This is a genomic window from Paenalcaligenes sp. GW821-LYS-B07-1 (assembly GCF_058803365.1).
In genome coordinates, this window is sequence record NZ_CM179516.1 from 1,605,195 (window position 1) to 1,631,674 (window position 26,480).

Genomic DNA, 26,480 nt, shown 5'->3' on the forward strand with positions numbered 1-26,480 from the left:
TTTGTGTGCTTTGACCATGTTGAATCATTCTTTGACAGCCACCAGCTCGCTGGAACAATGGCTGACATATCTGGAAACCCTACATCCTACCGAAATCGACTTAGGGTTGGATCGCATCAAACAAGTCGCAAAAAACCTTGCACTGCAAACGCCGTTTGTCACCATCACGGTGGCAGGCACTAATGGGAAGGGTTCTACCTGTACCATTTTGGATGCCATTTTGCGCGCCGCTGGTTATAAAACTGGCCTCTATACTTCCCCTCATCTGGTGCATTACAACGAGCGCATTCAATTGAATGGCGAGTTGGCAACTGACGCACAGATTACCCAGCAATTTTTCCGCATTGAACAAGCGCGTGGCGAGGTATCGCTGAGCTACTTTGAGTTCGCTACCTTAGCGGCGCTGTTAATGTTTGAACAAGAAAAAGTAGATGTAGCTATTCTGGAAGTAGGGCTGGGCGGCCGTTTAGACGCCGTTAACATGGTTGATGCCGATTGCTCTATCCTCACCAGCGTAGACATTGATCACATTGCTTATCTGGGCGATTCACGCGACGCCGTGGGCTGGGAAAAAGCGCATGTGTTCAGACCTGGCAGGCCTGCTATTTGTGCAGACCCGTTGCCGCCAGAGTCTGTACAGCGCTACGCCAATGAAATTGGTGCTGACCTGTGGTTGTTTGGAAAAGATTTTAATTACTCTGGCGATAGCCAACAGTGGGCTTACGGTGGTCGTGAGCAACGTCGTGCGGGCTTAGCATACCCGTCACTGCGTGGCGTAAATCAGCTGTTGAATGCATCGGCAGCCTTGGCAGCCCTAGAAGCGCTGCAAATGAAGTTGGTGGTGTCGGCCCAAGCTGTGCGTAGTGGTTTGAACCGTGCCTCTATCCCTGGTCGTTTACAGATTTTGCCTGGCGAGCCTTTGGTGGTATTGGATGTGGCTCATAATCCGCATGCAGCGGGTGCATTGGCGCAGAATCTGGATCAAATGCCGTGCACAGGCCGTACATTGGCCGTGTTAGGTATGCTGAATGATAAAGATGCAGCGGGCGTATTGCGCTTGCTGATCGATAGAATTGATAGTTGGTACGTGGCTACCTTAGAAGGGCCTCGCGGATTAAGTAGCCGTGATTTGGCAGCGCTACTAAATGGCGTGAAAAAAATGGGGGCAGTACAGAGTAATCCTCTAGAGGCTGGTGCATCAGATAGTGACCGCAAGCCCGGTGTTCGTCCCGCAGCCGGCAAACGTGTAAACTATTTTGAAACAACTGTTAGAGAGTGTGAAAATCCGGTTAAAGCTTTCGAGCAAGCACTAACAGATGCCCAACCGAATGATAGAATTCTTGTATTTGGTTCATTCGCCACAGTTGGCCCGGTTCTCAAGCATTTAGGTAGAGATCCTCGCTAACTGTGTGGTGCAAGCGGTTTTTACTTAGTGGGTTTCAGATACATGGGGTTGTTCTCAAACAAAGAAACAGGTGGTGCATCACGACGTCAGTCCAGTGATGCGCAATTGCGCGAGATGCGTACGCGAGCACGCCGTCGATTAGTAGGCGCGTTGGTTCTTGTATTGGCAGCGGTGGTGATTGTTCCTTTTCTCACCAGTAACGATTCTGAGAATATGCCTGAACCGGTGATGGCTGTGATTCCAGCTATCGTTCCACCCGTTATTGAAGCTGAGCCTACACAAGGTACAGTAGTAGGCGAGCAAGATACTGGTGAAGCAACAGGCGACGAGGGCACTGTGCTTGCAATGCAGCAGCCTACGCCTGTGACACCGGGTAATACAGCTACAGCAGGGTCTTCTACGCCCGCTACGCAGCAGCCTGCGGCTGTAGAGCCTCCTAAGCCTGCAGTGGCGCAGCCTACACGCCCCGCGACACAACCTTCTACACCTCCGCCACCATCTCCACGCCGCGACAATAATCAGCGAACTGATGATGGCGCTGTAGCATTAGCATTGCTGGAAGGGCGTACCCCACCTAGCAGCAATTCAACAGCATCCTCGGGTAGCAATAATGCACAACGTGGTAACTTTATCTTGCAGATTGCGGCCTATTCGTCGGAAAATGATGCACAGACCCGTCGCCGACAGTTAGTAAACGCAGGTGTTACTAACGCTTATGTGGAAAGCACCACATCTGGCGGCAAAACTGCGTACAGGCTGCGCGTAGGGCCTTTCCCTACACGTGAAGCCGCGCAGGCAGCCCAAACGCGCTTACGCTCGTTAGGGTATGCGAATAGTTTTATTTCTACCAAGTGACAAGCTTTGATTATTTACTGTTAGCACTACTAGGACTCTCCAGTATCCTAGGATTAATCAGGGGGCTGCTCAAAGAGCTGCTCTCCTTGATTGCTTACATCGCTGCATTTCTGGTTGCTATATGGTGGGGACCTTCGCTCTCCGTCTTACTAACCGACTATCTGAATAACGATTTGCTTCGCACTGCTGTGTCCTACGCAGTGCTTTTTATTGCGGCTTTATTGACCCTTGGCCTATTGAATATGATGCTGGCGACCTTGATAGATCGCAGTGGCCTGGGGTCTGCTGATCATGCATTTGGCGCGCTCTTTGGCCTCTTGAGGGGTGTGGTATTTGCATTGTTGCTGGTCATATTGGCCGGCTATACCGAGTTGCCTAAAGAGCCCTGGTGGCAAGAGGCGCGACTATCAAAAGCCTGCGTGAATGCCGTGCAGCAGTTAAAGCAGTTACTGCCATCTTCTTTAGCATCTTGGTTACCTTACTAAACTAGCACTGGAACATTATTATGTGTGGAATCGTTGGGGCGTACGCGTACAGTCCCGTAAACCAATTGATCTACGATAGTTTGCTGCTTTTGCAGCACCGTGGTCAGGATGCCGCTGGCATTACTACTTTTAACGATAACTTCTTTCACACACACCGGGGCAAGGGACTAGTTAGAGACGTGTTCCGCACACGCAATATGCGTGCGCTGCCAGGTAATAGTGGTCTAGGGCATGTGCGTTATCCCTGCGAAGGCGATAGCGATAGCATCGAAGAGGCACAACCCTTCTATGTAAATGCTCCATTTGGTATCAGTTTTGTGCATAACGGCAATTTGTCCAATTGGCGTGAATTGCGTGAGGAATTGTTCAGCATAGACAGACGTCACATGAACACACGCTCAGATTCCGAAGTATTGCTGAACGTGTTTGCGCACGAGTTGCAACAAGCGTCCAACCAAGGTTCAGACGCTGAAAGCATTATCTTTGCAGCAGTAAACGCTGTGTACACCCGCGCTAGAGGTTCCTACTCGGTGATTGCTCAAGTGGCTAGCTTGGGTATGGTGGCTTTCCGTGATCCTAACGGCATCCGTCCATTGTGTATGGGTAAACGTGAAACCGCACAAGGTACAGAATGGATGTTTGCCTCGGAGTCTGTGGCGCTGACAGGTTGTGGCTTTGATTTGGTGCGCGATGTTAAACCAGGCGAAGCCATTTGGATTGACTTGAACGGTGAACCTCATAGCCGCCAGTGCATGGAATCCGCTAAGTTGATGCCATGTTTGTTCGAGTTCGTATACTTTGCACGTCCTGACTCTACGGTTGACGGTATTTCTGTGTACGATGCCCGTTTAAACATGGGTGAGTACTTGGGCGACAAAGTGGCAAAAACTGTGCGCCTGAGTGACATCGACGTGGTGATGCCAATTCCAGACTCTTCACGTCCATCGGCTATGCAGTTGGCTGACAGATTGAACCTGCCATACCGCGAAGGTCTGATCAAAAATCGTTACATTGGCCGTACCTTCATCATGCCAGGCCAGGCTGTACGTAAGAAATCAGTACGCCAGAAGTTGAGTCCTATTCCTATGGAATTCAAAGGCAAAAACGTATTGCTGGTGGATGACTCCATTGTGCGTGGTACTACCAGCAAAGAAATCGTTGAAATGGCGCGTTCGGCTGGTGCAAACAAGGTTTATTTAGCCTCTGCTGCGCCACCAGTACGTTATCCAAACGTATACGGTGTGAGCATGCCTACCTATGGTGAGCTGATTGCACATAACCGCGATGTAGATGAAATCGCCAAAGAAATTGGTGTAGATGGTCTGATTTTCCAAGACTTGGCAGATCTGGAGCAAGCATTGCGTGACTTGAACCCTGAGATCAAAGAGTTCGAAGGTTCTTGTTTCCACGGTGAGTACGTCACAGGCGACATTAATGAAGCCTATTTGCTGCGTTTGTGCCAAGAGAAAGAAGAGGCTAATAAGCGTAAAAAATCTATGCCTGCAGACGACTAATGCGCATGTAATGTGCTGCCGCGACTGACAGTAGCGTGCCATAACCTTGCAAGGGGTTATGGCACTTTGTTTTTAGTCTATACCTTTTAGCAAAATACATCCTTGGTTGTATTTTTCTATGGATTTCAGCAATAGGGTTTTGTGTATGCCAAATTTGGTAGACAGCCTATTGAGAATGTCGTCGTTAAGCTTGAATGGTTGATTTTCTATTTCTAGATACTCGGCGATATCCAGATTCATTTTTTTAGCCATATATTCGCTGCTTAAGTACAAATACTCTCGCCAAGCGCGTATGGGGTTCCAGAGGTGTTTCTCCATATTGGTGGAGACCTCTGCGGGTATAGTCATGTTGGGCTTGGGTAGCTGGATAATTTCGTTCAGTACCTTACAGACCCTACTATCTAATAATGCGCCACTGGTTAAAAATCCGGTTTTCTTATCTTTGGTAGAGAGATTTTTACTCTTCAGCAATTGCGAGGGAGAGTAGAAGAAGCCATCAATGTCATGAATGCTGGTTTGGGTATGAGACACAGTAGTACTCCGAACATGGTCATGCCGCCCAGAATAGCAATCGCCTAGAAGCAGTGGTATCAGAGCTGTCTGTATCAGCTTCAGATAATTCTCATAGTCGTGTTTTTTTGATGAGTTTGTGGTGCCCTTTGTGTGTTGAGAGCCTACTGTTCAGGCATCGTGATGACGCCTCATGCCCATCAGAGATGTGATGCGGTAGTGGCTGATGGGCATGAGATGGCAGGTTATTGTGGGTTTATACCTTTCATAAAAGCCCATGCTTGGTTGTATTTCTCTATGGATTTCACCAGTAATCGTTTATGAATCCCAAGCTTGGCAGAAATGTTATGGATAGCGGCATCATCAAGTTGAGTAGGTTGATCTTCGATCTCAAGGTATTCTGCTACATCCAAATTCATTTTCTTAGCCATGCACTCGCTGCTTAGGCACAGGTATTCTCTCCAAGCACGTATAGGGTTCCAGAGATGCTTTTCCATGCTGAAAGGTACTTGTGCAGGGATAGCGGAACCAAGCTTAGGTAACTGCGTAATTTCATTTAACGCTTGGCAGACCCTGCTATCTAACAAGGCACCAATGGTCAAAAAACCTAGTTTGTTGTCGGTGCTTAATATGTTTTTATTTTTGAGTTCTTCCGAAGGGGAGTAGAAGAAACTGTCAATGTTGTGCATGCTGATTTGAGTTTGGGTCATAGGTGTACTCCGAACGTGGTTTATGTGTTCCAGAATAACCAGCACAGCTCCTCGTCTATATCAGACGCATCCTTATCTACTTCAGACAAGTCTCATAGGACTTTTCTATTTGTAAATACAAAGCACTAGCTCTCAATGGGGGCATCAAGCAAATCTTTGTAGAACACTAGCGGCAGAGTAGAAAAAATCTCAGTGTGCATGTAAGGAAATCGGCCAGGACTGATCTAGTAGTTGGGCTAATGCATCATGACGCACGGCAGGTGAGATCAAAAAGCCCTGAATAATGTCACACCCCATGTGATGAAGGAGATCTGCTTCTTGTTGGGATTCCACGCCTTCGGCAACCACTGTTAACTCTAGATCGTTTCCTAAGCGAATAAGGCTATGCAAGGCTGTACGAAAGTGTTCATGCTTAAGAGCATTGTGGAGCAGGGCACGGTCTAGTTTGAACTCGTTAAAAGGCGTAGAAAGTAGTTTGTAAAATGAGCTGTAGCCTGTGCTGAAGTCGTCTTGCGACAGGGTAAAACCCATCATGCGCAATCGTGTGGCACCACTGTAGTAGTGCCCAGTCTCGGTAGTGGTTGTGTGTTCAGTTAACTCAAACGTTATAGCATTCGGTCTGGCGTTTTGCGCCATGACGAGCTTATAGAGCCGCTCAGGTAGCGTTAAGTCGTTCAAGAGGCGAGTGTGCAGGTTGATGGACACATTAAGTTCATGGCCTAGTGTGCGCCAATACTGTTGGGCTGAAATGGCTTGCTGCAGCATGTTGTACAGCAATATTTCGTGTAAGCCAGCACGTTCTATATCGGGTAGGAAGGCACTAGGGGGAAGTAACCCAAGGCTAGGATGCTCCCAGCGTGCCAATGCTTCTACCCCCACTATTTTTTGCTCACCCATAGAGTATTGAGGTTGATACCAAGCTTGAATAGCATGGGTAGCTAGTGCCGTCTGCACTATGTGATTGGAATGTGTGTGGCAAGGTGGGCAGACGACGGGTGTGAGCTGCTGTTGATGTGTATGTAGGTCGCGTAAAAGTGTGCTGCCACAGCGCTGGGTAAAGGGTTTGGTATAGGTGCCCAGTACGTTAATTTCCCTAGCTGTAGCCGCTTGGGAAACCCCAGACAATATGGGTAAGGGATCGCTGCTGATCAAAGCAAGTGCAGGCTGATATGTAGGCTATTGTTCTATCAGTGAAAGCACATTTATATCTGGCATATGCAAATCGCTAAGTACTAGATCGTAGGCCACCTCTGAGAGCCGGCGCAAAGCCTCTCTACCGCTACTAACGCCGTTAACGTGATGAGGGCCTAAGCTTGCCAAGGTATGGGTAATGTTGGCGAGTAGGGATGGGTGATCTTCTACGACCAGAATACGATAGCGCATTGATAAGACTCCAGAGCTTGTTGCGCCTTCCTAGCATGGTGTGTCACCACGCAAACAGTACGTCATGACAGTAGAAACGTAACCCACTACGCCATGTGGGCAGCGTAGTGTGTTCGTCATAGGGTAGGAATGCGGAAGGATCTGATTGAGCTGTGGATTCGTCTTTAATACTAGGCGTAGCAGGTAACACACAAAAACGCAGCTAAGCACTACAGAACGGCTTTAGCGTATCCGTAGCAATGCGAATAGCGGAGGGGCTTTGCTGGGTGTTATGAAGTCATAAGAAGTATCTGATGCAGTGGGAGTGTGATTTCTGTCTGAACAGGGGAGAAGTCTGATCTGGTTTGACTCTTGAATCAGATACATTGAAATCTACAGGGAGGGGGCGAATGCACTGAGCAGTGTGCTTGATGGCGAAGCCGGGGCAGAGGTGTAGCGCGATGTAATCTAGCATTTTTAGGTAGTAACGGATGTGGCCGACTCAATAACAGCGACAGTACTGCAGGCTCTAGAAAGCTCATGTACATTGATATTGCCTAGCATTGCCGGGGTGTTAGTGACTGTTTTTGTGGCGTGGGTCCTGTACTTGCGTAAGCAGGTTGCTCAGCGTATTGCTTCTGAAAAAGCCTTAAATGACCAGCTAGAATTCCTTGACACATTAAGTGAGGCTACGCCTCAACCTATTTATGTACGTGATATCGCAGGGAAGTTTATTAGCGGCACGCGTAGCTATTTGGAAGCAGTAGGGGCCAAAGCAGAAGACTTGTATGGGAAAACGGTTTTGCAAGGCCCTCCAAAGTTTGGTGCGGCACAAGCCATGCATCAGGCCTACATGCACGCCATAGCGAGTAATCAAGCGCTACGTATGCGGCGTGCCACCATCATGAACGGAGAAGAGCGCTGGATAGATCATTGGATTCAACCCTTTCATGATGCGAATGGCGTGATGCAAGGCGTAGTTTGTGGCTGGTTAGATGTTACGGAACAGCAGCGATTGATTGCGGAATTGAAGCAGGTGGTCACAGAGCTAGAGATCGCCCGCAAGCAGGCAGAGCAAGCCAATAGAGAAAAGACCAGTTTTCTGGCAACAATGAGTCATGAAATCCGTACGCCGCTGAGTGCTGTGATTGGGACATTAGAGCTAGTGCAGTATCAGGCCGATCAAGGGGTACTGGATAAAAAGGGCATACAGATTGCATATAGCTGCGCCCATGGTGTGCAGGACTTGATTGGCGATGTGTTAGATATCTCTAGAATAGAATCGGGCAGACTGGTATTTATCCCTGAGCGTGTGAGTTTCAAAAGCTTGATAGAGTCCGTAGCCTTGCCGTTTGAGGGGTTGGCCAAAGAAAAAGGGCTAGCGCTGTTGCTAGAGTTAGATGCGTATGCATCTACGGATGTGTTGGCGGACCCTGTTAGGGTAAGGCAAATGCTGTTTAATTTAGTGAGCAATGCCATCAAGTTCACCGTTACAGGACATGTAAAGATTAGTGCCGTAGGACAGAGCGTAGGCAACGGTATTATGCGTATGCAATTAACGGTGAGCGATACAGGTATAGGGATATCCGAAAATGAGCAGAAACGTTTGTTTTTACCGTTTACGCAGTTAAATAAAAGTGCCGACCCGTCAGGCTCAGGGCTGGGTTTAGCAATTACGCGCTCATTGTGTGAATTAATGGGCGGCACCCTAACCATGTACAGCTCGTTGAATGCGGGTACCTGTATGGTGATTGAGCTAGAGGTGCCGCTAGCGCAGGGCAAGGGGATAACTGTTCAGAGCCAAGAGCTAAGCTCCTTAGTACCACAAGCATCTGTACAGCCATTGCATGTTTTAGTGGTAGATGATTACGCCGTACACCGTCAATTACTATGTCAGCAATTGGAGTTTCTGGGGCACACCTTTAGCGAAGCCACTACAGGGCAGCAAGCTCTGGCACTATGGCGTATCACAACGTTTGATGTGGTAATTACAGACTGTAGAATGCCAGGCATGTCCGGTGTGGAGCTTACCGAGGCTATACGTCATGAAGAGCACATGATGCAACAATCACCATGTTTGATCTTGGGTCTGACGGCTGACGCACAGCGCGAAGAAATGCAGAGAGGCTTAGCGGCAGGTATGGATGACTGCATGGTTAAGCCTTTAGGGCTAGAGGCTTTGCAAGCAAAGCTCGCGTCATTATCTCGTGCGTATAGTGAGTGCCCAGAACCAGACAATCCTAACGAGCCACGTCACTACAGCCAAGCACCTGTTGCAGAATCCACATTGAGGGCTCAGGATTTTGAGACCTTGCTGACGTTGACGGGCGGACGTAGAGAAAAAGCATGGCTCTTAGCCAGGGAAATTCTAAAATCTGTTGACGATGCTAGACAGCAGTTACAACCACCTTATGAGCCACAAGATTGCAGCAGTATTGCCGAGTTAGTGCATCAAGTTTTAGGTGTAGCACGCATGTTGGATCATCAGACCTTAGTACAGGCTTGTAGGCAGGTAGAGTCAATCTGTCAGGGCGATTGGTTGAGCGATAGCGGGGCGCTGGAATCCATACAAAAGTTATGTTGTCTTTTGGAAGAAATGAGCAGTCGCTATAGGCGGTTGTTTACGACGGCTCCTTGCGTATAGAGTGCTAGTTAGGTTGTGGCAATATCATTGCGTTGGGCTATTTTCACCAACTCAACCATGTTGGGGGCGTTGAGTTTACTCATCAGCCGTATTTTGTAGGTGCTGATGGTTTTGTGACTCAGCATCAGGGTATGGCTAATTTCTTGGTTGTTCATACCTTTCACTAGTAGCCCAAATACCGTGAGTTCTCTATCGGTTAAGAGTGACAGCTCAGACACGTTGGTTGACGTATTTTTTCGGGCGCTAATAAACGCGTTTTCACGTAATTGGTCAGTGACTTCTTTTTGAAAGTAGGAGTACCCGGCAAGTACCGCTTTTACGGCTCGGGTTAGTTCTTCTAGCTTATCGTCTTTGCACACAAAGCCCGAGGCACCAGCTTGCAGACAGCGAAAAGCGTAGTGGTTAGAGTCACTAGAGGTCAGAATCAGAATATTAGTTTTGACGTTAGAGCTACGCAGCCGATCAATGACCGAAAACCCATCCAGTTTGGGAATGCTTAAATCAAGTATCACTAAGTCGGGTTCTAAGCTACGTACGGTTTGTACGCAGTCAGCACCAGTATGGCATTCGGCTACGACCTCATAGCCTTCACGCTCAAGAACAAGACGCACAGCCATGCACATTAAGGGGTGGTCATCAACAATTACAATGCGGGGTTGCATGATTAATCCAGTGTAAAAAGTACAGTTAGCTTATGTTGTGCCAGGCTTATTTCTGCGAGCGTGATGAGTAAGCGTATGATTGGCACAAATGGAGATTACCAAAAAATGATGAGAGCAATGGCGAGGACCGCAGAGCGGAATATTCAGCAGAATCAGGGACAGCAGTTTTGGCATGACCCTATGCTTCCGTTCGTAGAAACACGCCGTGCTTGTCATAGTAGAGCCTGCTATAAACCGCATTCTCACCCTACGTTTTCTATTGGAGCCGTAGATGGTGGTAGCAGTGTGTTTACGGGAGCAGAGGGCGGCCCGGTTGCATTACGTCCTGGTTCATTAGTGTTTGTGCCAGCAGAACGTGTGCATGCGTGTAATCCTGCCCCTGACAGCGCGTGGAGCTATCAGATGTTGCACCTAGATGTGTGGTGGCTGTGCACAGTGCGACAAGAGTATGTTGATGATGGCTCTCGTAAGGTAGAGCCGGTTCGTGTGGTGTCGGATGCGGCGTTGTACGTGCAGTTCTGTCACCTCAATGATGTCTTGTTTTCGGCGGCAACAGCGGATGAAAAAGAGGCCGCACTCATAGAGTTTGTGGGGGATTACGACGTATCACAAAGTGTGTGGGTAGAGTCAGTTAGCAATACGTCACTTGTTGCGAAGAAAATCCAACCAGCGTTAGAGTACCTACGTAACGTACCTACAGAAAAAGTGTCATTAGCAGAGTTGGCTGCGTTAACTAGCATGAGCCGGTATCAGCTAATCCGTGCGTTCAGAACGGTAACGGGTATGACACCGCACGTATGGCAACTGAATTTGCGCATAAATGTTGCCAGATCATTGATGCATCACGGTGATAGCCTAGTTGACCTGGCCCAGCATTTAGGGTTCGCCGATCAGGCGCATTTCCAACGTGTGTTTAAAGCCTATACCGGGGTGACGCCAGGTTGTTATAAGGCGTGATGCCACAAGGCATGAGCACTGCAATTTTCTTCAATACACCCATCAGGCTCTTAGGCAGACTACACCTAACTTTTTTGAGGTGTGTTTCTGTCAATGCAGCTGTTTTTAGTGATAGCCGCAGCGCATTTCTTAGCGCTGCTTTCTCCTGGTCCTGATTTCTTTCTTGTTGCTCGAACCTCGTTAACGGCTGGGTGGAAGGTTGCCAGCGGAGCAAGCCTAGGCATAGCGTTAGCAAATGGTGTGTTCATCGTTGTAGCCTTTGCCGGTGTAGAGGCCATGCACCCAGACAGCATCTGGTTTGTGATTTTGCAGATGGCAGGGTGTATTTACCTGTTTTACTTAGGCGTACTGTTTATCTGCTATGCAGGGGATGGCACGTTACATGTACCGATGTCTACACAAAAAACATCGGCAACGACGGCGTATAGGGCATGGTGGCGAGCGCTAGGCATGGGGTTCTTGTCAGGCATTCTGAACCCTAAGAATGCTTTGTTTTACGCCAGCTTAGTGAGCCTTCTCACAGAACCCTATGCCATCAGCGTAGGCTGGAAAGTGTTTTATGGCCTATGGATGTTTAGCCTCGTGGCGTTATGGGATACGTTGGTGGCTGTGCTCATCGGTAATCAACGTGTATTACAGCGTTTTGCCAGAATACAGCCATGGTTAGAGCGTGTTTCAGGTGTCATGCTGATTCTGCTTGCGATGGCTGTGTTGGGCGCCATGGTACTGCACCGGTAGCCAGTCAGCTATCTAGACTAGATGGTATTAGCGTTTTAGGAAAGATGGCAGTAAAGAGCCTTCTGCGACCTTTAAGGCTTGTTGGATGAAACCAGTAAAACGGGGTGCATCGTGACGCAGTCCAGTCTGTTGACCACCTATTAAACAGAGGTGCGCTGCTTGGCCTATAAGCTTAGCGAGGGCTGGGGAAGCTCCCCAGCGCTGGCTGGTGTTCACAGCAAAATCTAACCTGGTTTGGTCTACACGTTTTTGAAAGCTGGCAACTAACGGGTCTATTAATGACCACGCTCTAATCGCTACTTCTATGTGTGGGCGTTTTTCGGACGCAATGTCTACATAACGTAATAGGGTGTCTGCAGAATTAGTGCCATGTGAGGCATAGGCCAGCATTCGGTGTGTGTAGTCTTCTTCCCAGTAGCTAAGTAAGGCTGTCACATAGTCAGATTTGCTGTGAAAGTGGTGATAAAACGAGCCACGCGTCACGTGTAAACGGCGCGCTAGGTTTTCAGCTGATACACCAGCATGACCTTCGTGTTCTAGTGCATTCAAGCCAGCTTCTATCCAGTGGTGACGAGTGAGAGTACCCATAGCGAGTGGCCATACAGGCTGTGTATGGCGTTATCCAAGTTGATAAATTGCGAATTCTACATACGTATTATCACCGTATTTGGTGTGCGGTGAGTGGACTAAGGAGTTCGTCTTGAAAACTATTGCGCTAGTAGCATTTGACCAATTTACCGATCTAGATCTGTTTTTGATGTGGGATATCTTGGGCCGCAATCAGCAAGATTGGACGGTTCGCATTTTGGCAACCAGCCCTACGATTACCTCTGCTCATGGGCTGAAAATTGATGTGCATGGCTCGGTGTCTGAAGCCAATACAGCGGATGCGGTGCTTTTCTCTAGTGGTAAACAAGGCATACCTGCTGCGTTACAGGACCCCGACTTTTTACCATCGTTGAGCTTGGACAGTAGTAAGCAATACATAGGCTCTATTTGTGCAGGCGCCTTTATTCTTGAGCGTTTAGGCTTGCTGACGCAATCACAAGCCACAACGCATCCAGAAGCGCAGGCCGCTTTGCGCTCAAGTGGTGTAGAGGTGGTGGAACAGGCTTTAGTGTGTTGTGATAGGGTGGCAACAGCTGGGGGCTGTTTAGCTGCCCTGTATTTAGTAGGGTGGCTGGTAGAGTCTTTATTTGGTGTGACCAAGCGTCAAGAAACCTTGCTACCGGTATTGCCAGCCGGGCAACAAGCGCATTATGAGCAATTGATTTCAACAAGTATTCAGCAAGCTAGGGTGTTGGTGCAGTAGGGATTGAGCAGGTCATACAATTCATCTGTATGTGGGCCGCCAGCATCTTCTACAATGGCGCATGGTAATGCAAGGTAGTAGGGAAAACTATGCAGATTTGGGTAGATGCTGACGCCTGTCCGGTGGTGGTTAAAGAGATTTTATTCAGAGCCTCACAACGCTGGCAAAAGTCATTAACTCTGGTGGCTAATCAAATGCTGCGTACACCGCCTTTTCACTTGATCAAGGCAGTACAAGTACCACGAGGTTTTGACGTGGCTGATGATTACATCGTGCAGCACGCCAGTGCCGGTGATTTGGTGATTACGGGTGATATTCCGTTGGCGGCACAATTGGTAGAAAACGGTGTGCATGTGCTTAGCACGCGCGGCGAACGTTTTACACCTGACAACATACGTGAACGTTTATCCATGCGCGATATGCTGGAAGAACTGCGTAACTCAGGTGTGGAAGTAGGTGGGCCTGCGGCGTTTAGTCAGTCAGACCGACGAGAGTTTGCCAATGCGTTGGACGCTTTAATGATGCGGTTGGCGAGAACGCCAGCAGTGTAATGTGCATCAAGCAATAAATAGGTGTTGAGGCGGGATGCTATCAGTAGTTGGTTAACGCTTTTCATGATTTTCAGTGTGGCAATGCCTGCATTTTTAGCAAATTTGCGTTAACCTTTCAGGTCGATTGTTTAGGAGCATACTATGGCACAAGCATCCGCAAGCCACATCTTGGTTAGCAGCGCAGAAAGAGCGCAAGAACTGAAAACTGAAATTGAAAACGGCGCAGATTTCGCGCAGTTGGCACAAGCTAACTCTAGCTGCCCTTCATCCCGTCAAGGTGGTGCATTGGGTAGTTTTGGCCGTGGCCAAATGGTTCCTGAGTTTGACGCAGTGGTATTCAGCGCCCCCGTTGGCGTTGTTCAAGGCCCAGTGCAAACACAATTCGGTTACCACTTGGTTCTAGTGACCGAGCGTAACGACTAAGATAGTTGTTATCTGTAGTCTGAGAAAAGCCAGCATCATGCTGGCTTTTCTCTCTACTTAACATTAGCCGCTGTGTTTATTGCCCAAGCCACCAAGACGCCGTTGAGTTTTGTGGATCTAATGACCATCTTGCTGAGTTCCGGTTTGTGTCCCAGTGATGCGCGACAATAATGCAGCCGTAGCGATGGCAGCGTGTCATCAGCACAGCAACGAGCTATAGATAGACCAAGATAACCAGAAGCACCAAGGAGCACGCATGGCACGAAATATAGAAATCAAAGCATACATAGACAGTATTGCGGCTGTGCTACCCAAAGCATTAGCGGTAGCAACGGCTGCTCCAGTCGAGATACAGCAAGACGATACGTTCTTTCAGTGTGCAAATGGACGATTGAAATTGCGTGCTTTTGATGCTCAACGGGGTGAGCTGATTTTCTATAGTCGTGCTAATCAGGCTGGTCCTAAAGAGTCTTTTTACCTGATCAGTAGCACCACGCAGCCGCAGCAACTACGAGAAGTATTGGCAGCCGCGCATGGCGTCGTGGGGCGGGTCATTAAGCACCGTACATTGGTGATCGCTGGCCGTACTCGTATTCATTTGGATCGTGTAGAGGGTTTAGGTGAGTTTTTAGAGTTGGAAGTGGTGCTAGAAGACGGTGAGACTTCAGAGACAGGTATGAAAGAAGCCTACGCGTTGATGCAGCAGTTGGGCGTGGGGGAAAATCAGCTTATTGAGGGTGCTTACGTAGATCTGTTAGCACAAAAATCCTAACAATATGGCATAGCAGTAGGACCGATAGCATTTAAAATAGGGCGTTACCACTTTTTGAGCTGAGCAAACTATGGCGACATCAGCAGAGATTATGAATTTTTTGCTGGATCAACTTTCTAGTGTGAACCAGCTCAGCACCAGACGCATGTTTGGTGAATACTGCGTGTATGTGTCTGGCAAGCCTGTAGGGTTTGTGTGTGATGATCAGCTGTATATGAAAATCACACCTGCAGGCCGTCATGTGGCGCCACAATTGGAAGAGGGGTTTCCGTATCCCGGTGCTAAAGCATACCTACTGGTTACGGCAGATAGGTGGGAAGACCGAGACTGGCTGATTGAGCTTGTTCTGGCAACGTATGGTGATTTACCCGACCCTAAGCCACGTAAGAAACGTAAGGCTTGAAGGCGCATTAATGGGGTGGAGGGGGAGTAGCACCCAGATGCATCAATAGGCTTTGTAGCGGCGGGCCTAACGCATTCCAGTCTTGATAGCACACGCACAGTTGGCGTGTAGCCCACTCATCGGTCAATGCCAGTTTTTTATAGGTATACCGACGCTGGTATTGGGTGGCAATCGCTTTGGGTAGAATAGCGACGCCTATGCCATGTTGAACCATCTCGCACATGCCCTCAAACGTTTTCATCTGTATGCGCGATTGCAGCACATGACCTAGAGCATGTGCTTGCGAGTCTATGTGGTCTTGTAGCGCATTGCCGGGGCTAAGGCCCACAAAGGTTTCTGTGACCACATCAGCAAATGACAGTTTTGTGTGTTGAGCCAATCTATGGTCAGGCGGCACAATCAGCAGCAGATGATCGGCAGCTACGGGCTGCAAGTGTAGGTGAGGGGCAGCTATGGCATCTGACACAATGCCAGCGTCCGCCACACCTACCGTAATACTCTGAACGATTTCTTCACTGGTGCGCTCTTTGAGTTCTACACGCAACTGTGGGCGTGAGCTTAGCCATACCGCTAAGCGTTGCGGCAGAAAGTGGCTGAGTGCGGCGGTATTGGCGTACAGCGTTAACGTCCCACGCGTACCCGTCACAAAATCGTGCAGCTCACCTTTGAGCAGATCTTGTTGGCGCAGTATCAGACGGGCGTGGTGCGCTAAGGCTTCACCCGCTTCGGTGGTGATGACTCCACGGGGCTGGCGTATCAACAATGGCACGCCTACTTCATCTTCGATTTTACGCAGCCGTTCACTGGCTGAGGCCAGTGCTAAGTGCGCACGTATAGCCCCTTGAGTGATGCTTCCTGCATCAATAATGCATAAGAAAAGACGTAAGTCAGAGAGATCAAGACGCATTTTTTAGTTTCCTATGCTTCGGGTTTTCCGAAGGCTGCTGCGAAGAATCCTCATTGTGCACCAGGGCTGGATTGGCTTCAATACAGTCATGAATACAGAACTTTCTTTTTACGTTTTAATCACGGCCACCTTCTTTGTTGCGGGTATGGTGAAGGGCGTGACCGGAATGGGGCTGCCTACGGTAGCGATGGGTATATTAGGTACCACGATGCCTGCTTCCATGGCGGCGGCAATGTTGGTACTGCCTTCATTTATCACGAATGTCTGGCAGTTGTTGGCAGGCCCCGCCATGCTGAAGCTGCTGCGTCGTTTGTGGCCATTGTTAGCAACTATTTGTGTGGGGACAGTAGGGGGCTCATTGCTGTTGGTACATGTAAACCCATTGTGGTCAGGCTTCGCTTTGGGCGTAGCGTTGATGGTGTATGCCACCTATGCATTGGTCGCGCCAGTGTTTGTTGTACCTGCTAACACAGAACGTTGGGCATCGCCGTTAGTCGGCTTATTGACGGGAATCATCACGGGCGCAACGGGTGTATTTGTGATGCCTGCGGTGCCGTATATCAGTGCGTTGAACCTGAGCAAAGATGAGCTAGTGCAAGCCTTGGGGTTGTCGTTTACCGTGTCTACTGTAGCACTGGCGGTGGGGTTGCTTATGCATGGGGCATTTAGGTTAGAGCAGTTAGGCTTATCGATGTGGGCTGTATTGCCTGCCTTGTTGGGCATGTGGCTAGGAGGGCATGTACGTGCGCGCATTAGCCCTAAACGTTTTAAACAGTTTTTCTTGGTGTTTTTGGTGGTGCTAGGCGTAGAGTTAGCTTCGCAGCCTTTTCTGTGATGCTACAGCCCTAACTTTTTAAGCAAACAGTCTGCCACCATCACATCTAAGTGTGCGCCACCGCCATTTTTAAACACGGTAATGTCATGTTCAGTACGTAAGTTATGGGGATGAACGACCAACTCGTACAAATCACCTCGCAGGTGTGTGGGGCTAATAGCGCCAGAAGCGATAGGGGCAGCAATTTCACCTATATGGTGCGTGGTGGTATGGCAGTCTACATATAGCGCTGATGCAGCAATGAGGGCGTCGTCTGCTTCGCGCATCGTAGGTGTAAACGCGCCTACCAAATCTATGTGAGTGCCTGGGCGTATCCATTCACCGCGTAGTATAGGGCTTTGTGCTTGCGTGGCACTTGCCACAATATCTGCCCTTGCTAGGGTGGCAGGCAAATCAGACACGGCGCGAACTGCTATACCTAAGTCACCCAACTGATTGCAGAGTGTTTGTGCCTTTTCTACGCGCCTAGCCCAGATGGATACCTGTTCTATGCTGGGAAAAAGCGCGCGGTAAGCGCGTGCTAGATTTCCAGCGACAACCCCAGCACCCACAATAACCAGATGCTTACTATCAGGACGAGCAAGCAAGGTTGCGCCTAGCACTGAATCAGCAGCTGTTTTCAAATCAGTGATTAGTTGTGCCTCGATAATGGCCCGCAAAACACCGGTGTCAGGTGTAAAAAGCTGCACCGTACCGTGTGTGTTGGGTAATCCATGAGTAGCATTGTGGTTAAACACACTTTCAGTTTTGATACCAAACCCTATGCCTTCTATACGTGCTGCGCGCGTCATCAACATACCGTTGTCAGGCCCAAACAGTAGGTCGTGCATCTCAGCTTTGGGTAACGTATGTCCTTGGCGTAATGCCTCTACAGCTTCTGGCCAGCTAAGCACAGATTTGGCGTCTTCGTAGCGTAGATAGGTAGCGGGCATGGCCGTGGTGACTCCAGAAGTAATTGGGCGAATGGCAGTAGTGTTACGTAAAAAATGAAGAAAGCCAAGTGGGTTTTTTGTACACCAAAAAATGATCCTCATTGGGGTTGGGAGGGTTTACACGTAGACGTAAAGACATCCTAAATTCTGTCATTTTCATGCTATCGGCAAAGGAGCACGTCGCGAAATACTAGAGCCAATTCATAAAGCAGAAAAAGGATTCATTTATGTACAGAGGGTTCTGGTATGCGGAGGCATTGGATCAGGAAAGCGCATTAGCACCTAGCTTGACGGGTTCTATGGAGGCAGATGTATGCATCATCGGGGGAGGCTTTTTTGGTTTATGGTCTGCCATCCGTTTGAAGCAAGCGAATCCTGATATGAATATCGCTCTGATAGAGCGTGACCGTTGTGGCTCAGGAGCGAGCGGCCGTAACGGTGGTATTGCAACAAACTGGTGGGCCAAGTATTTATCGCTGATGCAAATTTGTGGTGAGCAAGAGGCCAAGCGAGTCTGTGCAGCAGCAGAATCTGCCATTGATGAAATAGGCAGCTTTTGTGCTGAACACGGTATTGATGCCGAGTTTCGTAAAGACGGATGGTTGTGGACCGCCAGTAATCAAACGCAGATGGACTCATGGGAATTACTCACACGTGAGCTAGAAAAGCATGGATTGAATCCTTTTAAGTTAATGTCGCCCGACGAGGTTAGGCAGCGTACGGGGTCGCCACGCGTGCTTGGTGGGATTTTTGATCCCAATGCGGCAACGGTACAGCCTGCCAAGCTAGCGCGTGGTTTACGGGCAGTAGCCATCAAGTTGGGTGTACAAGTGTTTGAGCACACTCCGCTGACAAAGCTAGAGCGATCTGAGCATCCTGTCGTGCACACCCCCGATGGCAGTATCCGTGCCAAGAAAGTGGTAGTGGCCATGAATGCATGGGGCGCGCAGTTCCCCGAGTTACGACGCATGATTACGCTTATGTCCAGTGATATGGTAGCCACAGCCCCTGTGCCTGAGCGTTTAAAAGCGATAGGGCTGGATAGCGGTGTTGCGATTACCGATTCTCGTACGTTATTGAACTATTGGCGTAACACCACCAAAGGCCGCATCGTATTTGGTAAGCCCTTAGGGCAGTTTGGTTTTGCGGGTGATATAGAAACTATCTACGACAAGCCCAGCCCTGCTGCTGACAAAGTAGAGCAGGAAATGCGTAGCTTTTACCCGCAGTTAAATGATGTGCCTGTAGTCAGTAATTGGACTGGCCCTATAGATAGAACCATTAAAGGTCTGCCTAATTTTGGGCGATTGGGTGGTCATAAGAATATCTTTTTTGGCATTGGTTTCTCGGGCAATGGCGTAGGGACCACGGTGTTTGCCAGTCGCATTATTAAGTCATTGGTAGAAGAGGCTGACGATGAGTGGGCAAATTGTGGCTTAGTTGATCAAGAGATCAAGCTGTTCCCACCCGAGCCGTTTAGCTACATAGGCGCGCACGTGGTGCGCAATGCGCTGGTGAAAAAAGAGCGCTACGAGGACATGAATAAACAAGCTGGTTGGCTCACACAAAAGCTGGCAGCGTTAGCACCAGCGGGCTATGTGCCGCAACTCAATGACATTAAAGAATAGTGAGTTGGCTATGACACATCACATTGTTTTCTTAGATTACGAAGGTATAGGGCCTGCGGTCAGCATTAATAGGCCGGAGTTTCCTCATACCTGGACGAACTATGCGTATACCGCCCCAGATCAGGTGGTAGAGCGCTTAAAGGATGCCACGATTGCGGTGACTTGTAGTTTGCCATTACGCCAAGAGCAGCTAGAGCAGCTACCTAATCTGCAAATGATTTCCATGGCGTTAACAGGGGTGGATATTGTGGATGTGGCGTATTGCCAAGAGCGCGGTTTGCGAGTGGCAAACGTGCCAGGTTATGCCGAGAACACCGTCGCAGAACATACCCTGTCACTGATTTTTGCGTTATTGCGTCGCACAGGGAACTACCACCAGTTGATGCGCGATATTCACGAGGGCGATGCCGCACTACAGAACCTATATCTGAATTATAGGGTGAGAGATCTGCGCGGCTTGCATCTGGGCATCATTGGCAATGGGCCCATTGCGCATAGGCTCAAACAGATCGCGGAAGGCGTAGGCATGCAGGTACAGTTGCATGACAGAAACGGTAAGTACCAAGGCAAGGAGTACGTTCCCTTAGAGGCGCTACTCAAAAGCAGTGATGTGTTGGCGATTTGCTGCCCATTGACGTCGGAAACCTACCATCTGATTGATGCGGCTGAGCTGGCGATGATGAAGAAAGATGCCTTGCTCATCAATACTGGGCGTGGCGGCGTGATCAATGAGTCCGCCATGATTACCGCATTGCTAGAAAAGCGGTTGGGTGGGGTGGGGTTAGATGTGGTAGAGCACGAACCCATTCAGCTGGATAACCCCATTTTTCAGCTTATTCATCACCCTAACTTTATGTTGACGCCACATGTGGCGTGGAGCAGCGAGAATGCTATGCAAACATTGATGGATAAGGCTATCGCCAACATCGTTGAGTTTGTAGACAGTGAAAATAAAGTTCACATGGAAAACTAGTATGCAAAGCGTAATAGAACAATTAATCGCTATTGTGGGCGAGCATAGGGTGAAAGTAGATGAAGACGCTAAGCTGGTCTTTGGTAAAGACCAAACCAGAGTGTTTACGCCTAACCCTATTGCAGTCGTGTTTCCCAATAACACCGAAGAAGTGCAGAAAATAGTGCAGTTGGCGAATCAGCAGCACATCGCTATTGTGCCTTCTGGTGGGCGTACAGGGCTTTCGGGCGGTGCCGTCGCGATGAAGGGCGAAATAGTCTTGAGCTTAGAAAAGATGAATCGTGTCTTGGATTATCTGCCTGAAGACAGAGTGATACAGGTGCAGGCAGGCATGATCACAGAACAGTTGCAAACTATTGCTGAAGAAAAGGGCTTGTTTTATCCCGTTGATTTCGGATCGTCTGGTTCTAGCCAGATAGGTGGCAATATTGCGACTAATGCCGGTGGTATCAAGGTTATACGCTATGGTATGACCCGCAATTGGGTATTGGGCCTAACGGTGGTGACGGGCAGTGGCGAGGTGCTACATATCAATAACGGCATGATGAAAAATGCGACGGGTTATGCGCTGCAGCATTTGTTCATAGGCTCAGAAGGTACGTTGGGAGTGATTACTGAAGCCCATATGAAATTAGAGCGGCAGCCGCAAAACTTACAGGTTTTAGTATTGGGCGTGCCTGATTTTGACGCCGTGATGCCCGTGATGCGCGAGTTCAGAGCACAGATAGATTTAACTGCTTTTGAGTTCTTCGATGCGAATGCGATGCAAAAGGTAGTAGATTGCGGCCATGTGAGCGCACCCTTTGCGACGCAAGCCCCTTTCTATGTGCTACTAGAGTTTGAAAGCCCGCATGAGGAAACCTTGAATCAAGCCATGCAGGTATTTGAGGCATGTATGGAGAAAGGGTGGGTAGTGGATGGCGTGTTAAGCCAATCCCTAGAACAACTCAAAAATCTATGGCGCTTGAGAGAAGACATTACCGAGTCTTTATCCGGCTATACCACCAATAAAAATGACATTTCGGTGCTGATTAGTCATGTGCCTGCTTTCATCAATGACATAGAACAGTTCTTTGCTGAACACTATGCTTCCTTTGAAACCTGCTGGTTTGGGCATATTGGTGATGGAAATCTGCATTTGAACGTGGTGAAGCCACACGACATGCCCATCCCTGAGTTCTACGAACTATGTAAGCAGATCAATCCCAAAATTTTCGAGTTGGTCGCGAAATATGGAGGATCTATTTCGGCCGAGCATGGGGTGGGGTTAACTAAAAAACCGTATTTAACGTACAGCCGTAGCCATACCGAGGTGGAGTACATGAGAGGTATAAAACAGCTTTTTGACCCTAATGGAATTATGAATCCAGGAAAGATTTTTGACATGGCATAACAACCTGAAACCTGCGGGTTCTAACGTGCGGAACACCGGTGGCATTTTCTTCTGAAAATAGTCCGTTTTCTTATATTGGCAATCTTGGATGACGGTAAGAATAGCTATAACAATAGTGGGGAGACAACATGATTAAAGTTACATCTACACCCGCAGATGACAATGGTTGTGCATGGTATCACTTGAGCCAGAAACGCACAGTAAAACCTATGCTTACAGCTAAAGTTGAAGCCGATTGGGTAGTGGTTGGTGCTGGTTTTGCTGGGTTGTCCGCTGCTCGACAACTAGCCAATAATTTCCCAGATGACAGTGTGGTACTGGTAGAGGCGCAAGAGGTGGGTTTTGGTGCTTCAGGTAGAAACTCGGGCTTCTTAATTGATCTACCACATGATATTGGTGCGCCAGACTACATCGGTGATCTAAACACGGCAGGCATGTACCTGAAGTTAAATCGGGCGGCACAAGATATCTTAAAAGGGTTGGTGGCAGAGTTCTCCATTGATTGCAAAATGGATCCAGTGGGTAAGTACCAGTCTGCGGTAGAACAGCGCGGCCTTGATGTGTTGGTCGCCTATCAAAAAGGGTTGGATCGCTTAGGCACTGAATATCACGTAATAGAGGAAAAGGCGCTGCCTGAACATATTGGAACGTCTTTCTATAAACGTGCGTTGTTTACGCCGGGCACTATCTTGGTGCAGCCATCGGCCTTGGTAAAAGGCTTGGCAGAAAACCTGCCTAAGAACGTGACGTTGTATGAGCATACGGTCATTACCGAGTTCGACAATGAAACGCACCCACACAAGGTGATTTTGCATACGGCTAAAGGGGGCGTGATTGAGGCTAAAAAACTGGTGTTAACCAACAATGCCTTCGCTGCTAAATTTGGTTTTTATACAGGTAGGTTGCTGCCGATTTTTACCTACTCCAGCATGACTCGCGTGCTGACAGAAGAAGAGGGCGAGCGTTTAGGCGGTAAACGTACATGGGGCATTATCCCTGCAGACACCTTTGGGACTACCTTAAGGCGCACACCAGACAACCGCTTATTGGTACGTAACAGCTTTAGCTATAACAGCGATGGTCGCAGCAAGCCGGATCTACTACCCAAAATACGGCAACGACATCGTCGGTCTTTTGAAAATCGTTTTCCCATGTTGGGCAATACCGAGTTCGAGTACACATGGGGTGGCGCGTTATGTATGTCACGCAATGGTGAGGGCGTATTCGGACAGCTGGGTAAGAATGTTTATGGTGCATTGTGTTGCAACGGACTGGGCACAACAAAAGGCACGATTACAGGAGCTTTGCTTGCAGACTGGTTGGCGGGCGAACGTAACGACATGATTGATTTTTTGTTGGCATCGCCAGGGCCTAGCAGTACGCCACCAGACCCGTTCTTAACGCTGGGCGTCAACATCAACTTGATGTACTCGCAGCACAGAGCTGGTATAGAGGCTTAACTCACTTACTCATTGATTACATTCCCTTTTTTTAAAGGGAATAGGAGTCTTATTGCCAAAAATAAAGCTTTTGAATGTGTAGCGGAGACTTCTTTTAAAAATAATTCCCATTGAGAAATATATAAATTAAATGTGGATGGAGGCGGTTTATGAGACAAAAAACACCTATAGAGGATATCCCTTTAAATAGTTTTCACAAGAAACTAACGTTCTATTCATCTGGCGGGCCATTTCTGGATGGTTATGTACTGAGTGTGATTGGCGTCGTAATGATGCAGATTACCCATGACCTAGGACTGACACTGTTTTGGCAAGGTTTGATTGCTGCGTCAGCATTAATAGGTATTTTTATTGGTGGTTTTCTGGGGGGCATCATCACCGATAAGTTAGGGAGAAAGGTGCTGTACCTACTTGATCTAATCGCTATTATTGGCTTCTCTGTGGCGCAGTTCTGGGTAGACTCTGCGTGGATGCTGTTTGTATGGCGTTTGTTACTCGGTATAGCGGTGGGGGCTGATTATCCTATTGCTACAGCATTCCTAACGGAGTTCTTACCGCGAAAATACCGAGGCACCATGATTTCCGTCATGGTAGTGCTCTGGTTTATGGGGGCTGCCGCGGCTTACATCGTCGGTGAGATAGCACTACGCTATGGCGGGGCAGAAGCGTGGCGCTGGGTTCTGGCTAGTGCACTCGTGCCAGGTGCGATCTTTTTGATGGCGCGATACGGCACACCAGAATCACCGCGGTGGTTGCTTAGTAAAGGACGTGTGAAAGAAGCCGATGCTGTAATCAAGAAAGTGTACGGCCAGCAGTATTCCGTCGATGACCTGAAAGAGGAAGTTGTTTGTAACTCCAAGAAAATCACGGTGTACGACTTATTCCACTCTGGTTACGGCAAACGGATGCTTTTTGTATGCATGTATTGGACGTGTTCGATTATCCCTATTTTTGCCATTTATGCTTTTGCTCCTCAAGTATTGAAAGCACTGAGTATTAGCGAGGATATGGCCACTATAGGATCGGTATTGATCACTGTGCTGTTTACTGTAGGGTGTATCTTCGCCACGATGCTGATCAATGTGATGGGACGTAAGAAGATGTTGTTTCACAGTTTCTTGTGGTCAGGGTTGATGCTGCTTTTGCTCGGGCTATATCCGAACTCTCCGTCGTCCATTATTTTGCTGCTGTTTTCAGGCTATGCGATTTTTGTAGGTGGCACGCAAGTCCTACTCTATGTGTACCCAAATGAACTTTTCCCAACTGAGGTCAGAGCGACAGCCGTGGGCATGGTGACATCAATTTCCCGAATAGGTGCAGCAACAGGAACTTATTTAGTGCCTATGTCGTTAGCAGATTTTGGGATTGAGTTCACGATGTTGGTCGCAGCGGGTTTGTCTCTTATAGGAGTGTGGTCAGCATGGCGGCTTGCTCCGGATGTGGATGCGCTGTCGTTATCTGATGCAGCGAGCCTGAGTCTATCTAGATAAATGTCACTAGCTAGTTATGTCTAAAGATGAGGAAAGAAATGAGCAATCAATTAGTAGTCATTCGAGCAGTAGAAGCAACGAAAATGGGCGATCCAGCTCCTGCAAAATTCCCTTTAGGTGATGTGATCGCTATGCAAAGTACGGCGCAGGCACATGACTCTACGGAAAATCAGGCGATGATAGGGGTATGGGAAAGCTCTCCTGGGCGATTTGAGCGATTCTTGCAGAATCGTGAGTTCAGCTACATTGTGCAAGGCTGGTGTGTGTTTGAGCCTGAGGGCTTAGAGCCTGTGGAGTTACACGCAGGTGATGCCGTGTTGTTTCCCGCTGATTGCAAAGGCGTGTGGGATATCAAAGAAAACTTCAAAAAAACCTATTGCTTGTTCTAATGGGTAAAACTCAAAAGAGCGCTTAGGCGCTCTTTTATATGATTGATTTATTTGTCTATTTCGTGTCTACGCTTTCTATAGGAATAGGGTGTTTCACCGTACAGTTTTTTAAACCAGGAGATGAAGTGAGAGGCATCCGAAAAGCCGCACTCCATCGCGATATTGGTAACGTAGTCGCTGGTGTTGGTGAGTAAAAAACGTGCATGTTCTAAGCGTAAACGCCGCCAGTAGCTGGCAGGGGACTCATTAGTATTTACTGCAAATGCACGGTGCAGTTGTCTAGTATTGGTATTAGCGTGTTTGGCTACATCCGTCATGGTGATCTGACTGCTTAAGTTATCACGCATGTAGGTGATGGCTTTTTTAACGATCTCGTTTTCGTAAATATTTGGATTTTTAAACAAGATAGAGTCGGTAGGGCCACTCACAGCGGGTTTGTTAGGCAGCAGCAAATAATCCAGACTTTTCTGTGCACGCACGTTACTGCAGTTTTTACGTATGAGTGCAGTAGCCAGTCCTATGGCTGTACCGCCGGGGCAAGTGTAGATGCCACCGTCCTCAATAAAGTTGTCATCAATGAGTGCTTTGGCGTGGGGGAATTTTTGTTTGAACTCATCAATGATGGCGTAGTGTATGGCGCATTTACGTTGATCAAGGATACCTGCTTTGCCCAACACGAAAGAGGCTGAGCACAGCGCGATAATCGAAATTTTTGCATCGTTGATCTGTTGTAAGGTTTGTAAAAGCTCCTCTGAGGGTGAACGCGTTTCAGACAGCAAGCCACCGGCTAACACCACATAGTCATAACTATTGAAAGGGTCGAAGCTAGTGGTAGGGTGTATGAGCAACCCACAACTGGCGGTAACAGGCTGGTTGTCAAAGGTCATCCAGTCCCATTGGCAGTAAATCTGTTGGCTGCGATATTCTTTGTCAGCGGCAAAGCGTAATGACTCCACCAGCCCCGCTACGGGAGCTAAGGTGAATTTATTCATCAAAATAAAACAAACGCGCATATCAGGCTGAATGTTTTCCAGATCCTCAATGGCGATGAAATCCCCTAGGGAGGAAGCAAGGTCTTCCATTGTTCATACTGTCTCGGTTATTTGTTTAACCACCTAAGCATAGATGGCAGTGTTTTTATAATTTCTGGCATTGGCTAGTGTAGAACCG

At 48.4% G+C, this 26,480-nt stretch carries 28 protein-coding genes; 19 read left to right on the forward strand and 9 right to left on the reverse strand.

Annotation, left to right across the window (positions count from 1 at the left end; all coding sequences use genetic code 11):
- The first annotated feature begins 16 nt into the window (after positions 1-16).
- Genes folC through purF form a run of 4 tightly spaced genes read left to right on the forward strand, consistent with a single transcriptional unit; the run spans position 17 to position 4,259 of the window.
- Positions 17-1,405 (forward strand): bifunctional tetrahydrofolate synthase/dihydrofolate synthase, encoded by a 1,389-nt coding sequence (folC, locus tag AC3QL0_RS07600; protein WP_493010793.1) that lies wholly within the window; start codon positions 17-19, stop codon positions 1,403-1,405.
- Positions 1,406-1,447: 42 nt separating this feature from the next.
- Complete coding sequence (locus tag AC3QL0_RS07605; RefSeq protein WP_493010794.1) at positions 1,448-2,260, forward strand: SPOR domain-containing protein; 813 nt, start codon at positions 1,448-1,450, stop codon at positions 2,258-2,260.
- Entirely contained in the window at positions 2,257-2,745 is a 489-nt protein-coding gene (locus AC3QL0_RS07610; protein WP_493010795.1) for a CvpA family protein, read from the forward strand. Before AC3QL0_RS07605 ends, AC3QL0_RS07610 begins: the two co-directional genes overlap by 4 nt.
- 20 nt (positions 2,746-2,765) lie before the next feature.
- Complete coding sequence (gene purF / locus AC3QL0_RS07615; RefSeq protein ID WP_493010796.1) at positions 2,766-4,259, forward strand: amidophosphoribosyltransferase; 1,494 nt, start codon at positions 2,766-2,768, stop codon at positions 4,257-4,259.
- Positions 4,260-4,331: 72 nt separating this feature from the next.
- On the opposite strand, the gene AC3QL0_RS07620 is transcribed toward purF, so the two are convergent.
- The 4 genes from AC3QL0_RS07620 to AC3QL0_RS07635 form a co-directional block, all read right to left on the reverse strand.
- The gene (locus AC3QL0_RS07620) at positions 4,332-4,790 is read right to left on the reverse strand and encodes a hypothetical protein (RefSeq protein ID WP_493010797.1); all 459 of its coding nucleotides are present in this window, start codon (positions 4,788-4,790) and stop codon (positions 4,332-4,334) included.
- Positions 4,791-5,014: 224 nt separating this feature from the next.
- A complete protein-coding gene (locus AC3QL0_RS07625) occupies positions 5,015-5,479 on the reverse strand; it encodes a hypothetical protein (protein WP_493010798.1) in 465 nt (154 codons plus the stop codon).
- Positions 5,480-5,668: 189 nt separating this feature from the next.
- Positions 5,669-6,631 (reverse strand): EAL domain-containing protein, encoded by a 963-nt coding sequence (locus AC3QL0_RS07630; protein WP_493010799.1) that lies wholly within the window; start codon positions 6,629-6,631, stop codon positions 5,669-5,671.
- A 24-nt stretch (positions 6,632-6,655) separates the two neighbouring features.
- A complete protein-coding gene (locus tag AC3QL0_RS07635) occupies positions 6,656-6,862 on the reverse strand; it encodes a response regulator (RefSeq protein ID WP_493010800.1) in 207 nt (68 codons plus the stop codon).
- A 472-nt stretch (positions 6,863-7,334) separates the two neighbouring features.
- Here AC3QL0_RS07635 and AC3QL0_RS07640 point away from each other — a divergent pair, with 472 nt between their 5' ends.
- Positions 7,335-9,485 carry an ATP-binding protein gene (locus AC3QL0_RS07640; protein ID WP_493010801.1) on the forward strand — a complete coding sequence of 717 codons (2,151 nt, stop codon included), beginning with the start codon at positions 7,335-7,337 and terminating at the stop codon, positions 9,483-9,485.
- 8 nt (positions 9,486-9,493) lie between these two features.
- Here AC3QL0_RS07640 and AC3QL0_RS07645 read toward each other — a convergent pair whose 3' ends face one another.
- Positions 9,494-10,147 (reverse strand): response regulator, encoded by a 654-nt coding sequence (locus AC3QL0_RS07645; RefSeq protein ID WP_493010802.1) that lies wholly within the window; start codon positions 10,145-10,147, stop codon positions 9,494-9,496.
- A gap of 117 nt (positions 10,148-10,264) precedes the next feature.
- Between AC3QL0_RS07645 and AC3QL0_RS07650 the strand changes: the two genes are divergently transcribed.
- Together AC3QL0_RS07650 and AC3QL0_RS07655 are read left to right on the forward strand one after the other, a co-directional pair.
- Positions 10,265-11,104, forward strand: a complete 840-nt coding sequence (locus AC3QL0_RS07650) for an AraC family transcriptional regulator (protein ID WP_493010803.1) — start codon at positions 10,265-10,267, stop codon at positions 11,102-11,104.
- Positions 11,105-11,197: 93 nt separating this feature from the next.
- Complete coding sequence (locus AC3QL0_RS07655; protein WP_493010804.1) at positions 11,198-11,842, forward strand: LysE family translocator; 645 nt, start codon at positions 11,198-11,200, stop codon at positions 11,840-11,842.
- A 27-nt stretch (positions 11,843-11,869) separates the two neighbouring features.
- Here the strand turns inward: AC3QL0_RS07655 and AC3QL0_RS07660 are convergent, their stop codons facing one another.
- Positions 11,870-12,430, reverse strand: coding sequence for a TetR/AcrR family transcriptional regulator (locus AC3QL0_RS07660; RefSeq protein ID WP_493010805.1), 561 nt, complete (start codon positions 12,428-12,430; stop codon positions 11,870-11,872).
- A 112-nt stretch (positions 12,431-12,542) separates the two neighbouring features.
- Here AC3QL0_RS07660 and AC3QL0_RS07665 point away from each other — a divergent pair, with 112 nt between their 5' ends.
- The 5 genes from AC3QL0_RS07665 to AC3QL0_RS07685 all read left to right on the forward strand — a co-directional run bounded on the left by AC3QL0_RS07665 (position 12,543) and on the right by AC3QL0_RS07685 (position 15,303).
- Complete coding sequence (locus AC3QL0_RS07665) at positions 12,543-13,154, forward strand: DJ-1/PfpI family protein (protein WP_493010806.1); 612 nt, start codon at positions 12,543-12,545, stop codon at positions 13,152-13,154.
- A gap of 89 nt (positions 13,155-13,243) precedes the next feature.
- Positions 13,244-13,705: a YaiI/YqxD family protein gene (locus tag AC3QL0_RS07670; protein ID WP_493010807.1), complete on the forward strand. Its 462-nt coding sequence runs from the start codon at positions 13,244-13,246 to the stop codon at positions 13,703-13,705.
- Positions 13,706-13,846: 141 nt separating this feature from the next.
- Positions 13,847-14,128, forward strand: a complete 282-nt coding sequence (locus tag AC3QL0_RS07675; RefSeq protein WP_166409041.1) for a peptidylprolyl isomerase — start codon at positions 13,847-13,849, stop codon at positions 14,126-14,128.
- Positions 14,129-14,384: 256 nt separating this feature from the next.
- The gene (locus tag AC3QL0_RS07680) at positions 14,385-14,900 is read left to right on the forward strand and encodes a class IV adenylate cyclase (protein ID WP_493010808.1); all 516 of its coding nucleotides are present in this window, start codon (positions 14,385-14,387) and stop codon (positions 14,898-14,900) included.
- Between the two features lie 91 nt (positions 14,901-14,991).
- Positions 14,992-15,303: a TfoX/Sxy family protein gene (locus tag AC3QL0_RS07685; RefSeq protein ID WP_493010809.1), complete on the forward strand. Its 312-nt coding sequence runs from the start codon at positions 14,992-14,994 to the stop codon at positions 15,301-15,303.
- A gap of 7 nt (positions 15,304-15,310) precedes the next feature.
- Here AC3QL0_RS07685 and AC3QL0_RS07690 read toward each other — a convergent pair whose 3' ends face one another.
- Positions 15,311-16,210 (reverse strand): LysR family transcriptional regulator, encoded by a 900-nt coding sequence (locus AC3QL0_RS07690; protein ID WP_493010810.1) that lies wholly within the window; start codon positions 16,208-16,210, stop codon positions 15,311-15,313.
- A gap of 88 nt (positions 16,211-16,298) precedes the next feature.
- Here AC3QL0_RS07690 and AC3QL0_RS07695 point away from each other — a divergent pair, with 88 nt between their 5' ends.
- On the forward strand, positions 16,299-17,045 hold the full coding sequence (locus AC3QL0_RS07695; RefSeq protein ID WP_493010811.1) for a sulfite exporter TauE/SafE family protein: 747 nt from the start codon (positions 16,299-16,301) through the stop codon (positions 17,043-17,045).
- Between the two features lie 2 nt (positions 17,046-17,047).
- Here the strand turns inward: AC3QL0_RS07695 and AC3QL0_RS07700 are convergent, their stop codons facing one another.
- Positions 17,048-17,977, reverse strand: a complete 930-nt coding sequence (locus AC3QL0_RS07700) for an ornithine cyclodeaminase family protein (protein ID WP_493010812.1) — start codon at positions 17,975-17,977, stop codon at positions 17,048-17,050.
- A 227-nt stretch (positions 17,978-18,204) separates the two neighbouring features.
- Here AC3QL0_RS07700 and AC3QL0_RS07705 point away from each other — a divergent pair, with 227 nt between their 5' ends.
- The 6 genes from AC3QL0_RS07705 to AC3QL0_RS07730 all read left to right on the forward strand — a co-directional run bounded on the left by AC3QL0_RS07705 (position 18,205) and on the right by AC3QL0_RS07730 (position 25,310).
- Positions 18,205-19,605, forward strand: a complete 1,401-nt coding sequence (locus AC3QL0_RS07705; protein WP_493010813.1) for an NAD(P)/FAD-dependent oxidoreductase — start codon at positions 18,205-18,207, stop codon at positions 19,603-19,605.
- A 10-nt stretch (positions 19,606-19,615) separates the two neighbouring features.
- Positions 19,616-20,578 carry an NAD(P)-dependent oxidoreductase gene (locus AC3QL0_RS07710; protein ID WP_493010814.1) on the forward strand — a complete coding sequence of 321 codons (963 nt, stop codon included), beginning with the start codon at positions 19,616-19,618 and terminating at the stop codon, positions 20,576-20,578.
- Between the two features lies 1 nt (position 20,579).
- Positions 20,580-21,971: an FAD-binding oxidoreductase gene (locus AC3QL0_RS07715; protein WP_493010815.1), complete on the forward strand. Its 1,392-nt coding sequence runs from the start codon at positions 20,580-20,582 to the stop codon at positions 21,969-21,971.
- Positions 21,972-22,099: 128 nt separating this feature from the next.
- Complete coding sequence (locus AC3QL0_RS07720; protein WP_493010816.1) at positions 22,100-23,431, forward strand: NAD(P)/FAD-dependent oxidoreductase; 1,332 nt, start codon at positions 22,100-22,102, stop codon at positions 23,429-23,431.
- 149 nt (positions 23,432-23,580) lie between these two features.
- Complete coding sequence (locus tag AC3QL0_RS07725; protein WP_493010817.1) at positions 23,581-24,921, forward strand: MFS transporter; 1,341 nt, start codon at positions 23,581-23,583, stop codon at positions 24,919-24,921.
- A gap of 38 nt (positions 24,922-24,959) precedes the next feature.
- Positions 24,960-25,310: a cupin domain-containing protein gene (locus AC3QL0_RS07730; RefSeq protein WP_493010818.1), complete on the forward strand. Its 351-nt coding sequence runs from the start codon at positions 24,960-24,962 to the stop codon at positions 25,308-25,310.
- Positions 25,311-25,357: 47 nt separating this feature from the next.
- Here AC3QL0_RS07730 and AC3QL0_RS07735 read toward each other — a convergent pair whose 3' ends face one another.
- On the reverse strand, positions 25,358-26,392 hold the full coding sequence (locus AC3QL0_RS07735; RefSeq protein ID WP_493010819.1) for a GlxA family transcriptional regulator: 1,035 nt from the start codon (positions 26,390-26,392) through the stop codon (positions 25,358-25,360).
- Between the last annotated feature and the right edge of the window lie 88 nt (positions 26,393-26,480).